General features: G+C 40.2%; 11 protein-coding genes and 1 pseudogene. 4 read left to right on the top strand and 8 right to left on the bottom strand.

The annotated features are described in order from the left end of the window. Nucleotides 1-112: 112 nt before the first annotated feature. On the bottom strand, nt 113-811 hold the full coding sequence (locus GQS54_RS22450) for a hypothetical protein (RefSeq protein ID WP_166426154.1): 699 nt from the start codon (nt 809-811) through the stop codon (nt 113-115). A 711-nt stretch (nt 812-1,522) separates the two neighbouring features. Continuing rightward, nucleotides 1,523-1,924: a hypothetical protein gene (locus tag GQS54_RS22455; protein WP_166426155.1), complete on the bottom strand. Its 402-nt coding sequence runs from the start codon at nt 1,922-1,924 to the stop codon at nt 1,523-1,525. A 799-nt stretch (nt 1,925-2,723) separates the two neighbouring features. Here GQS54_RS22455 and GQS54_RS22460 point away from each other — a divergent pair. Both GQS54_RS22460 and GQS54_RS22465 read left to right on the top strand, forming a co-directional pair. Next, nucleotides 2,724-3,032, top strand: a complete 309-nt coding sequence (locus tag GQS54_RS22460; RefSeq protein WP_166426156.1) for a hypothetical protein — start codon at nt 2,724-2,726, stop codon at nt 3,030-3,032. Continuing rightward, nucleotides 3,032-4,318 (top strand): site-specific integrase, encoded by a 1,287-nt coding sequence (locus GQS54_RS22465; RefSeq protein ID WP_166426157.1) that lies wholly within the window; start codon nt 3,032-3,034, stop codon nt 4,316-4,318. Before GQS54_RS22460 ends, GQS54_RS22465 begins: the two co-directional genes overlap by 1 nt. Before the next feature lie 1,081 nt (nt 4,319-5,399). On the opposite strand, the gene GQS54_RS22470 is transcribed toward GQS54_RS22465, so the two are convergent. The 6 genes from GQS54_RS22470 to GQS54_RS22495 form a co-directional block, all read right to left on the bottom strand. Further along, a complete protein-coding gene (locus GQS54_RS22470) occupies nt 5,400-5,726 on the bottom strand; it encodes a YbaB/EbfC family nucleoid-associated protein (RefSeq protein WP_007103472.1) in 327 nt (108 codons plus the stop codon). A gap of 32 nt (nt 5,727-5,758) precedes the next feature. Continuing rightward, nucleotides 5,759-8,236, bottom strand: a complete 2,478-nt coding sequence (gene dnaX, locus GQS54_RS22475; protein WP_166426158.1) for a DNA polymerase III subunit gamma/tau — start codon at nt 8,234-8,236, stop codon at nt 5,759-5,761. A gap of 9 nt (nt 8,237-8,245) precedes the next feature. Beyond that, nucleotides 8,246-8,782: an adenine phosphoribosyltransferase gene (gene apt, locus GQS54_RS22480; protein ID WP_166426159.1), complete on the bottom strand. Its 537-nt coding sequence runs from the start codon at nt 8,780-8,782 to the stop codon at nt 8,246-8,248. A gap of 240 nt (nt 8,783-9,022) precedes the next feature. After that, nucleotides 9,023-9,766 (bottom strand): putative DNA-binding domain-containing protein, encoded by a 744-nt coding sequence (locus GQS54_RS22485; RefSeq protein ID WP_166426160.1) that lies wholly within the window; start codon nt 9,764-9,766, stop codon nt 9,023-9,025. Further along, the gene (locus GQS54_RS22490) at nt 9,767-10,615 is read right to left on the bottom strand and encodes a DUF692 domain-containing protein (RefSeq protein WP_166426161.1); all 849 of its coding nucleotides are present in this window, start codon (nt 10,613-10,615) and stop codon (nt 9,767-9,769) included. Between the two features lie 98 nt (nt 10,616-10,713). Then, on the bottom strand, nt 10,714-11,238 hold the full coding sequence (locus tag GQS54_RS22495; RefSeq protein WP_166426162.1) for a hypothetical protein: 525 nt from the start codon (nt 11,236-11,238) through the stop codon (nt 10,714-10,716). Between the two features lie 495 nt (nt 11,239-11,733). Here GQS54_RS22495 and GQS54_RS22500 point away from each other — a divergent pair. Together GQS54_RS22500 and GQS54_RS22505 are read left to right on the top strand one after the other, a co-directional pair. Next, nucleotides 11,734-11,940, top strand: a pseudogene (locus tag GQS54_RS22500) (OB-fold nucleic acid binding domain-containing protein); the annotation flags it as partial. Between the two features lie 384 nt (nt 11,941-12,324). After that, a complete protein-coding gene (locus GQS54_RS22505; protein WP_166426163.1) occupies nt 12,325-12,495 on the top strand; it encodes a hypothetical protein in 171 nt (56 codons plus the stop codon). Nucleotides 12,496-12,701: the final 206 nt, after the last annotated feature.

Here is a 12,701-nt window from a genome sequence, read left to right on the forward strand (position 1 = left end):
CAGCAAATGGCAATATGTCACCGATTAAATATGAAATATCTCAAAAGAGAGTGTCCGGTTGGAGTTGACCAGAACACTGTTACGAATCCGACTTTAAGGCCTTGTTAGCACACTATATTTCGTTTAATTCTAGTTTCATTTGTGCCCTTAAAGCTTCTCGGCTACTTAATACTTGATTGCCACCTTCAGTCAATTTAGTTTGATAAGGGGTTATAGTTGATTTGTCGAGAAGGTACTCTGGCGTCCCCATAAACCTAAGCATAGCTACAGTGTCGTTAAAGGAAGACGCGACATGTAACTCAAGTTGATCCAGCGAAGCATCAAGTTGAGGTGTGGCAACTAACCTTATACTATTTGACTCATGCACAACTTTTAATTGATCTTCATTTAACTCGTTGAACAACTGCATAATCTCAGCATTAAAATCTAGCAGGCTTTGATTTGACGCCTCCACACAATCAGATAACATTCCGGCAAGTAGTCTCTGATGCATTGGTGGGAACCTTTTAACAAACACCGAGTTACACGTAGCATTAAATTCGTCAATTAACCTGAAAAACTTGGCAAATTGCATCCTTTTATCTTCATATTGATACTTACGTTTATCAATATCTAACTGATGTTCCTTTTTAACACTTTCGAGTTCAGAAGCATATTTAGATATAATTTCTTGCTTAGCCTTTTCAAGGGATTGGATGTCTTCTTTAAGTGCCTTATTTGTTCCTTTAGCTTTTGTGTAAGCAGTAAAGTAAAGTGACAAAGCTCCAATCATGAAAGCCAAACCATGTGTAAACATATCTGCTAAGTCCATCTAATCTCCAAACTTTCCGCTAGTGTGCTAACGCTTATTATCGAGCATGTCGTATATGTAACTTCTCGATTTGGTTATTGTTTTCGTCATTTTAAGTGCTTACCTTCTGATTTTATTCAGTTTTTTTACTATCGTGCGAGTAAAACCACTCGGAGTTGCAAAAGCAAAAGGAGACCTAGGTTTAACGAGACTTTTCTGCTTCCTATTAAAAACTATGTGAAAAATATTTTCTATAGTTAAATTAATAACTTAGCATATTTTTGTAAAACAAAACGAGACCTTAGAAATTTACATAATAGGAAGCAATATAGGCATTATTCACCAAATCCGATTATACCTGCTTTTTTATACAGACCATTTGTATGCAGGAAACTTGGCAAGTCAGGTAATTTGCAATCCGTTTAAAGGGGAACTTATGATGTTGACGAAGCCAATTGCAAAGGTCTGCAAATGGCACATATCAGCTATTCGCGTATTTTCTCTCATTGTGATTGATGCTAGGTAAGCACTAAAATTAAGCCATAATCAGATCATAATATCGTGGCTACATATACATTTTAGGTGTATATCTGACTAATAGTGCAATCACTAAGATGTACGACATAATGATTAATGCAGTATGAATCCCCTAAATGAACAAAACCAGCTTCACAAAGGTTAAAATATTACTCGAGAAATAATTTAATTCAAAAAAAGGGCTGCAAAGCAGCCCTAGAGTAAATCGATCTGTTCAGTCCATTCATTAATAGCTTCATCAGAAAAATACCGAGTCTTCGTCACACCGAACACATTTTCAAACTCCGCATCATCAACTTTATCTGAGTTGATAAAATCAACGATTTGAAGCTCAAAGATTAGAAAAAGTAGGCACCTTTCATGCGGCTCAAAATACTTCTTCCTAAACTCTTCAGGGAGTCGCTTATTAAGCGCGTCTGAGAGTACAAACCCATTCGTTACAAATTTCTCGTCTTTATGCTCATAGATGTAATCGAGTGTTTCTGTATTAAAATACCAGCACAAACGAAATTTATCGGGCCATTCTGATCTTGTCGCTCTTTTAAATTGATGAATAAAAGTGATTTGCAGATCACGCTGACTAGTCTTTTTGCTCATAGTTAAGTCCTGTTTAGTAAACCTCAGACTTAACTAGCACCACAGTATGAAAATTATTTGATTACGAACCACGACATATAATCAGAAAAGCAAAACTACACTTTTTATAGTGGACTGATATCTCTTAAAAAATAGGATCTGTAGAGGGGCAACTTACAAAAATAGGAACTTAGAGTTGATACATGAAATGAGCTTTACTTCAATTGCATTGTTGCTGAGCTATCGCAGTCAATGAAATTGTTTTTATCATATTTTTTGATAAATTTATAGAGGTTAAATAACAAAAAAAAAGAGAAATAAATGACTACATTACTCTTCCCGTTAATCGAGTATCGAGAGAGTTTTCCGATACCCTGCTCGAAATTAGAAAAAAACTGCCTACCGGAGCTGCAATCGTGGGTATAAAAAAAAACTTACTAGTAGTCGAACTAAACCACGTACAGAGTAAGTTTCTTGGAGTAGCTGATGTCTTATTTCATCATGACGACCTCATCCATAGCTCCCGCTATCAAGGTGCAAGTAAATACACTCATATCATTGTAGTTTTCTTCAAGCGTTCGATTGTTTTTAAATCCCCCTTCAAGAACCAATCTCATAGGTTACATTCGTTTAAGTACCATCATCTGCTGTCTGAAGACTGTAATTTCAATAGAACGTGTCTTTTCACAATAGCTTGTCAGCAACTCTGATGTGGTTAATTCAAGCCGCCAAAATACCATAGCAAGCATAATCTTCATTCTTTTAAAAAAAATTTTTTAGATAACCTCTTTATAACTTCACCAACAAAAGAGATTAAAAAATGTACGAATCAGAAACCTTAGAACTTACAGGGCTAATCACATCAATTTTTGGTGACTCGAAAGAAACCCAAGAAAAAGTGAAACAATTTCTAAATTTGATAGCTAAGACGAGCAGGCAAACCCAGGCCGTATCTGAAGGTTGGATGCCTATTGAAACAGCCGCAAAAATTCTGGGGAAATCAGTCAGTGCTATTCGCCAACGTTTGAAACACCCCAAAAAACCAATGCCGCAAGGTAAAGTTTGGAAACAACATGCGAAAGGTCATGCAATTTCGATTAACCTCGCTACCTATAGGAAGTTTATGTAATGACCATTATTGACCAAAACATTAATGATGCAATTAAGCGAGTAAGGGGTTTAAGCCTTCACAACGGTAGTCTTCGTCTGCAATTTAAATTACCAGGTAGTTCCCGTGCGACTCGTAAATCATTGGGCTATCCAGCCACTATTGCAAATATTAAATTAGCAGAGTTAACGTTAGCCAAGATCAAGGGAGATATAGCTAACGGTTTATTTGTGAACAATGAAAAGTCATTTTGGCTCTCTCATTTTCCAACAAGTTCGGTGATTAGTAACTCACAAATTACCGTTAGAGAGTGCTTTGAGGCGTACCTTAACATTAATCAAGCCGCGCTTTCAGACTCTGTCATAGACAAATTAGGAACAGCATTAAACTGGCTCGATCATTACGGTTACGCTAAAAAGAACTTGGCTGAGCTCACTAGGTCTGCTTTAAATCTTTTAAGGAATAAGAGTGTAAATGGAAACAAAAAAGGCAAGTTCAGTGGCTGCCGAGTATCAACTGTTAACGAATATACTCAGACCTTTGGTCAGGTTCTAGGTTTTGCCGTTGAAGAGCGATTCATTGAGGAAAGCCCTATTAAGAACCTCGGGCGACTTATAAAGGATGACTCGAACCTGGATCCTGAATCTCGTAACGTTAAACCCTTTACTCGATTCGAATTAGATTCTCTTCTAGCCGTAATACATGTTGGACACGTTAAATTAATGGTCAAACTGTTAGCTTGGAGTGGATTGCGACACGGAGAACTAAAAGCGTTAGCTTGGGAAGACATTAACTTGGACCAAAAAACTCTCACGGTCAGATATAATCTCACTAGGAAAGGGAAACTAAAGCCCCCAAAGACAGTAAGCGGCTATCGTACTATTGAGTTACTGCCAGCAGCTCTTGATGTATTAATTCAAATGGAGAAAGAGACAGCTCACTTTCCGGCTATCGAAGATAAGATCCATTACAAACATAATAAATATGAACTGGTTAAACGTCGGCGTGTTTTTTTGAGCAGAGAAAATAAACCATACAAACGCCCCGAATTGACGACTGCACCGAAGCAGTGGGAAAAATGGTTAAGAGAGGCCGACATACCCTATCGAGCCGCCTATCAACTGAGACACACCTTTGCAAGTCAACTATTAACTGCCGGATGTGAAATGTCTTGGTTAGCGGGACAGATGGGGCATAAAGACTGGAATATGATTAGTAAGATATATGGAAGATGGATCCCCGAAGATAACCCCAACTATATTCAAAATATGGCTTTAAAATTAGGTCAATCTTATCAACCATCTTAAATGACGTCAGCCGACCTATCTGAGTCCCTCTATTGAAGAATAGCTCGTGAAAGGATCACTATTTAAATCCGACCATTATCACTTATCGCTAACCTTAGCATATAAAAAAAGCCAGCTTGCGCTGGCTTCAAATCAAAGACGCTCGAAAAATTGTGAAATCGAGCAGTTGAATAAATGATTGAAATGTTTTAGCAGGCCTCCTAGTAATAGATAACTTCTAATAATCTCTTCAAATTGCTTTATTGCTGCAAAATATGGCCGCAAGTACACGTTAGTAAATGGTCTTACTTCCTCCGGCATTAAGTTCATTAAATCCTCGCTAATGAGTATGTACTCGAGTTGCACCTCATAATTGCGGACGTAATAAATATAACTACTACCCCTTTCATACATCACGAGATAATCCTCGTCATCAGAAAAATAGTAGCTACTGCCCCGCTCTTCAATCATGTATATATCGTTCATGCCCTTCTCCTTCGTTATGTGTCTTAACGTTAAATATTCACGAGGGAGGGAAATTTTCTAAGTCGGTTTTTTCAGACCTTCAGATAATCATTTAAAAGAGTTATCACTAAAATAAAAAATACCAACTGCTTACATATTGTATGCGATGGATACAGCTGGCTGTATAGAGTTTCGAAATGCCTTTTGAAAACGAATCGATATAGAGTTGGCAAGTTGCAGGTATCGATTGAAATCTTAGACTCAGTAGATTTCCTCACTAACATTTGTTGCAAATACTAACGACGAATATGTTTCAGAACTCTGAATTCAATGTCGGATTTGAAGACAAAGTTATGACCCAATTGCAAACCATAAATGCGAGATAAAAAATTTAGCGGTTCACCCATCGATAAGCCCACTCTTATTAATTCTAAGGAGTGTTTGATTAGACGTCATAATGATAGATTTGAGCTAACTGTGTTCTCTACTTAAAAGTAGGACTAGCAAGCTAAAGATCTAAGGATTCAAACAAAAAAGCTCCAGTTAAACTAGAGCTTTTTGATAAATTAAGTTTGGCCCCTATTTGTCCCCATGGCTATTCAAGTGCCTGGACATCAACAAATTCGAGGCCGAACAGCTAAAACGGCATTTTGAAACCAGGAGGCATAGCCATGCCGCCAGTTACATCTGCCATTTGCTCTTTAGTTGTTTCTTGAACACGACGAACCGCGTCATTCATTGCGGCAGCAACTAAGTCTTCAATCATTTCTTTATCGTCTTCCATCAAACTATCGTCAATGTCGACTCGGCGTACATTGTGATTGCATGTCATGGTAACTTTCACCAGACCTGCACCAGACTCACCTGTGACTTCCATCTTAGCTAATTCTTCTTGTTTCTTTTGCATGCGCTCTTGCATCTGTTGCGCTTGCTTCATTACGTTACCCATGCCGCCTTTAAACATATTATTTCTCTCTTGAATTTTGAAATTAAAATCTATCGTGCTTTGATTGAATCAATGAGCACTTGAGCGTTGAACATATCTTTAAACATACAAATAGCATCATCGGTTTCTACTATTTGTTTTGCATATTCAAATCTCACTCTATTAATACTTTGCTGCAATGCGAAAGGTGTATTAACCGCCTCCCCTACGCTAACTTCTAGGGTTATAGCTTGCTGTAATACATCACTCAGTGCTTGCTGTAATTGCTCTCTGGCAGAAGCCGTATTTAAATGCTCCTTACTTTGCACAAGGTGAAGCACCACGGTGTTATCTTCTCGAGAAAATTCCGAATGCAAGGCAAGCTGTTTAGTCAACGCGGCTACTTGCATTTGCGTTATTAACGCACTCCATTTGTCTAACTGGGGAGCAATAGTAACTTTCTCGCCCGACGCTAAAAATGCTGGTACGTCATAATTGACTTCGCATTCTAAATCTTGTGCTAAATGAGCAGTGGGGTCGAAAATCGCATTTTCAATATCTTCCTCAGTGCCTGATATAACCTCTTGTTCATCAACACTGATGTTAATTTCATCAAGCGTTACTTCATCGGTTGCCCATGGAGGCGTTTCGTCAACCGCGGGAGCGCTATCCTCGATACCGACAAAGGTTTCGTTATGCTCGTGGATTGGTATATCAGGGTGCGCGATATTCGCAGTAGAGGGAGCATTTGATACTTCACTTTGCACTTGTGCTTTTACTCTTGGTAAAGCACCTTGCATTGGTTCGATACCAGGTCCGCTGCCACCAGGCAAAAATTGACTAGCATCATAACCGCCTTCAGACTTTTTTACTGAAGGGGCATTATCCTCTTCATCAGCAGCGGCTTGCGCTAATTTTCGGCGTAACGCTAACAAACTTTCGGTCGATTGACTTTGAAGTTCGGGTGGGCTCTGAGTATCCGTCGGTGCAATGTTGATCGCTGGTTCATGATGAGCACTCAACGCTTCGTCATCATGATATTGATCGGTATTTTGAGACTGAATGAAATGTTCAGCTTCTTGCATAATACCGTGTTGCTGAGCTTCTAACTCTTGCATTTGTGCTGAATGATACTGTTCATCATCAAAATGATGATTGGCCGTATTGGCTTGTTCGGGCTCAATTATTTGTGTCAGTTCAGAAAACGTATCATTCGTTAAATCTGTTTTTTGTAAACTACTGCTTTGTATTTCTGCTGTAGCTTCATTGGTGCCAATATTTTCCCCACCACTCACCTCGGAAACGGTTTGTTCCGTTGATTGAGTAACTTCAGTCAATGATAAGGGCGCATCAGATTCTGGAGCGCCTACTGAAGATAAATCAGTGCTATCAACAGTCGACTCAGACTGAATAATTGCTGGACTCGGTGTCATAGCAATAAGCTCGTCAATACTGGTATTGGCTTGCACCGGGCTAAACGCCAACATACGCAAAAGGGTCATCTCAAGTCCCGTTTTTGCATCCGCTGCAAACGGTAGATCACGCTTGCCTTGCAGCGCAATCTGGTAAAGTAACTGTATATGTTCTGCTACCGATTTTTTAGCGAGCTGGTAAATCGCTCGGGCTGAAATCGTTTCGAGTTTACAAGCGTCAGGTACAAACTGAGTCAGCGCTATTTGATGTAATAAACTCATTAATTCATTTAATACTTGGCTGTAATCTGCAGCTTGTTCAGACATTAACTCAACAAGCTCAAATACCATTTCGTTCTGCTTATTCAGCACAGCATTAAGCAACTTGAGTACTTGAGTCTTATCCATAAGCCCAAGCATATCGGTCACAATACTTAGGCTGACGTTACCATTACCTTGGGCGATAGCTTGGTCAGACAAACTCAAAGCATCGCGCATACTTCCCTGCGCCGCTCGCGCTAACTGCGCCAAAGCTTCGGGCTCATTAGCAATGTGCTCTTGGGCAAAAACATGCTGCAATTGCAGGCCAATTTGCGCTCTTGATAACGCCTTGAGGTTAAACTGCAAACAGCGGGACAAAATGGTAATCGGGAGCTTTTGCGGATCAGTCGTCGCTAATAAGAATTTTACGTGCGGCGGCGGCTCTTCCAATGTTTTAAGCAGAGCGTTAAAGCTGTGTTTAGACAACATGTGTACTTCATCGATTAAATACACTTTATAGCGGCCACGTGTCGGCCGATACTGCACGTTATCTAGCAGTTCACGGGTGTCTTCCACTTTCGTGCGCGAGGCTGCATCGATCTCTAATAAATCAACAAAGTTACCTTGCTCTATCTCAATACACGTCGAACACTGACCACAGGGTTTGGAGCCTATGCCCAATTCGCAATTAAGACTTTTGGAAAAGATACGCGCTATAGTCGTTTTACCAACCCCTCGCGTACCCGTAAATAAATAAGCATGATGTAAACGATCATTATCAAGTGCATTTGAAATTGCCGCGACAACATGCTCCTGACCGACCAATTCACTAAAATTATTGGGTCGCCATTTACGCGCTAGAACTTGATAGCTCATGTTATTAATTTACTCGCCTTCGAACTCACATAGTGAGTGACTTTGAACGCCAATTTCTTTCAACTTAGTTTCACCGCCCAAATCAGGGAGTGAAATAACAAATCCTGCATGTTCAACTATACCGCCAAGTCGTCTAATCAAATTAGCCGTCGCAATCATAGTTCCACCGGTGGCAAGTAAGTCATCTAACATCAAGACTTTCTCACCTGGTTTAACAGCATCTTCATGTATCTCTAAGCAATCTGTACCGTATTCAAGCTCATAGCTTTCGCTAATAACTTTACGTGGTAATTTATTCGGTTTACGTACTGGAATAAACCCAATACCCAGTTCGATGGCCAAAGGCGCACCAAATAAAAATCCGCGGGCCTCAGTTCCAGCCACTTTATCGAACTTGTAAGGCGCAAATTCTTTTACCAAAAGTTCGATAGTAGAGGTATACGCTTTGTGATCTTCAAGTATTGAGGTCACATCACGAAATAAAATCCCAGGCTTGGGATAATCAGGTACGGTTTTAATAACCGACTTTATATAAGCAGCGGGCACAGCTTTCCCCGTTGTGATTGATAATTAAAAAACGACGGTTACAGAAACACTATCCAACCTAAAATGACATGCATAAGTGGCAATGCCAATAAAGTCAAAAGCCCTGCGGCTAAATAAGTGAAATTGAACGGATCTTGTGAGCCATTATTATCTTGCATTGGAAACCCCATTCGTCGCTAGTTAACTAATATGAATTCAGCCGTAAATGGTAATTCAAAGTAGATAAAATTGATAGCCTAATTACTCGCTAATCGAGTAAGGCACGAGTATCTCTTGTGCGATCATTTGCTCAACTATTTGTTTTATGCCTTGGATAACTTGCTCAGCGTCGAGCTGCGGTAAACTCTCAATCATCATTGTGTTAAGTGAATCGATTGAAAGTTGCTCATTATTTTCTATTGTTAATAGTAAATGAGCTGTCATAGCGGTAATAAGAGTAAAATCAACTTTGTCGTCACTATCTCGATGAATAACCAAGTAAATAGCTTCGCTAGGCTCCGTTGGTTGATAGTCTTGACTAATCTGGTGAACCGGAAATTGATAGCTCACCACACTGGCAAGTTGTGACATTTGTACATTGCTAACGGTTTTCGATGCATCCCACTTCTGAGTCTGCTTTCGAATTGAAACGGCTAATTCCATCCATTCATAGTGAGCGAGTTCTTTCATAAAGATGGGGTCATGCGCTTGCAATTCGTATTCGTTACTTAAATATTCCACGAACTCTTTACTTATATCAGTGAAATACGGTGAACGGCAATCATGTGTCGCAAAGAACTGGCGTGCCAAAGAATTCCATTGTTCCTCATTATATAAGCTCTCTAGTACTGGAAACCCAGAACTCAAAAAGCCTTTTATATTATTAAAGAATAAGTCTCGATAGATATCCATGCGACGAGATTCAACCGGATGCTTGAAGGGCTTATTATCAGGGTCTTTAATATGCTCAATAAATTCTAATTGAGTCTTTTGGAAATCGTACATTTATGCGTGATCCTTGATATTGACCAAAACTGAATGTTTTTCCTGTAACTGACGAATTTTGTCTACTTCGAGTAGCAACTTTTTGATCGGTGGAATATTGAAGTCACGTTCCAATAAGGTTGGGAAAACGCCATGAATTTCATATGCCCTTTCAAGTAGATCCCAAACTGGCTGTATAATATCAGCACCATGAGTATCGACTTTCAAATCGTCTGCTTCATCAAAGTGTCCAGCAATATGACCATATTGAATACGAGAAGTAGGCATAGAAGCTAAAAATTCCTCTGCATCATAACCATGGTTAATCGAATTAACATAAATGTTATTTACATCAAGCAGCATCTTGCAATTCGACTCTTCAAGTACCGCCAATGTAAAATCTCGCTCGCTCATTTTTGCATTGGGTGCAGCGTAATATGATACGTTTTCGAGTATAAGCGGTCTTTCAATAATATCTTGTACTGTTTTCACTCGTTCAACGACGTATTTTACGGCGTCTTCATCAAACGGAATCGGCATAAGGTCATAAAGATGTCCCTTACCAGAACAGTAACTTAGATGTTCGCTATAATGCTCAATTTGGTGCAAATCAAGAAAGGCTTTGACGTCTTTCACAAAGTTAATATCAAGGGGCTCAGGGCCGCCAATTGATAGTGATAGTCCGTGAGTAACAAATTGGCTGCTATCGGTAAAGCGACTCAGCTGCTTCTGGTAGCTCCCTCCTAGCGGGATCCAATTCTCAGGTGCGACTTCCCAGAAATCAACTTCACTTGGAATATCATCGATTAATTCGCTCATCATTTCGCGTCGTAATCCTAAACCTACACCTGCAAAATGCGTATTTCGCATAATTCACCTCTAACAACTTTAACTTCGTCACAAATTTACGGGCTATAAAAAGTAAAGGCCAGCGTAGCTGGCCTTTATTCAAAAATTCTTTTTAAGAATTAAGCTTGGCCACCACACTTACCTTCGCCGCACTTACCTTCTTTAGCAGCTTTCTCAACTTTATCGCCACCACATTTACCTTCACCACACTTGCCTTCTTTGGTCATTTTAGCCGCTTTATCGCCACCACATTTACCTTCGCCGCACTTGCCTTCTTTGGTCATTTTTGCCGCTTTATCACCGCCGCATTTACCTTCGCCGCACTTGCCTTCTTTAGTCATTTTAGCCGCTTTATCGCCACCACATTTACCTTCGCCGCACTTGCCTTCTTTGGTCATTTTAGCCGCTTTATCGCCACCGCATTTACCTTCGCCGCACTTGCCTTCTTTGGTCATTTTAGCCGCTTTATCGCCACCGCATTTACCTTCGCCACACTTGCCTTCTGCAACATCTTGCATATAGCCAGACTCTAGTGTTTGCATACCAAAAGGCGCTGCATTTGCTTGGAAGCTGATTGAAGCCAATGAGCCAAGTACAACTGCACCAATTGCTGTAGCGATAGTAGTTTGTTTAATTTGTTTCATATTGGACACCTTTAAGTAATTTTTGGATTGTTAATGTTGTTCACGAAAGTATAGACCTAGGCACATTACCGAATATTTCACTTACGAAAAATTATTTACGTAACTAGCGTAACTTTCTAAGGTTAAATTAATCACCAGTCCAGTGTAGACCATAAGTTAAGGGACAAAAGTAACTTCTGCTAATACACAATAAAGAAACTGTAAAACAGTTAGTTACGAGTATTAATAACTGTGTGTGGTACGTTTATCGATAAGATCGACTCGCATAAAAAACTATGTAAGACTTTTTAAAAAAGAAATATTCATCGGTTAATAAAAAACTCGCTTGTTTTCCGTTAAATTTACTCATCCGCAAAATGAAAATCCTTGTTTTGCAATCTATTGCTACATAATAGGTCGTGTGAGTAGGCAGTAAGTTATGTGAATCATGTAAGACAAGGGGATATTGAGCCCGATATGTTAAGCGTTACCAATTTACTAGATCTTCATACTACTTCTGGGGTGACTTTTATTACACTTGAGGATCATACAGGCAATAGCAATGTGATTGTGTGGCAAGCGACGCCTAGGGCACAAAAACAAGCTTATTTAAAAGCCAAGATCTTGAAGGTGAGCGGTATCTTAGAGCGCAGAGATGGTGGCGTTACCCATATTATAGCCGGTAAACTTCATAACCTAAGTCACCTCTTTGCAGAGTTCTAAACGCGTTCCCGCGATTTTCATTAATATGCCAAAGCTCCCCCGGGACTCAACAGTATTCATCAGGTTATATCGTTCACTATATCTATGATGCACTCATTTTCGATTATATCTACTTGTGTAGTCACATCTCACCATAAAACTGTGCTCAATAGAGATTGCCTTTAGCCTTACAATCGCTAACGACAGCAAGGCTAAGCAACGCCCACCATTTGCTAAAAGCCAGTCATAAAAAAGGGCTACCCCGGTCGCCGCGCGATTGAGGATAGCCCTTCTTCTGAATGGGAGTCTGGCAGGATTTTCCGGAACCGCGTTGCCGCGCATCGCATGCCGCGCATCGCATGTCGACCATGAGCATGAAGACGGAGTCCATTGCGAAGTGCTGCTATGCCCCGACTGACGGCAGTACCACGACGTGATTGTCAGTTACGGAGTAATGATACGCAACAACAAGAATGGGTTGCTCCTCAGGTTTATCACAAACACCTGAAATCACCTTTACCGATGGATCAGGTTTCTCATGCGGGAATAGCATTGCGTGGCAGCGCTATAGAATGAAGCCACCTGGATGATGCTCTGTCGATTGTCTTTGGTATTTTTTCGCGCACAACGAAAAAAGCCACCCGATTAAGGTGGCTTTGTTCTAAATGAGAGTCTGGCAGTGTGCTACTCTCGCATGGGGGTGAGGACGGAGGCTTTTGCGAAGCGTAGCTTTGCCCGTCTGAACGACATTCATGGATGAATGGCTGGTGCGCAACACCAGG

It is taken from the genome of Paraglaciecola sp. 20A4, assembly GCF_011378905.1.
In the GTDB taxonomy this organism is placed as follows: Bacteria; Pseudomonadota; Gammaproteobacteria; order Enterobacterales; family Alteromonadaceae; genus Paraglaciecola.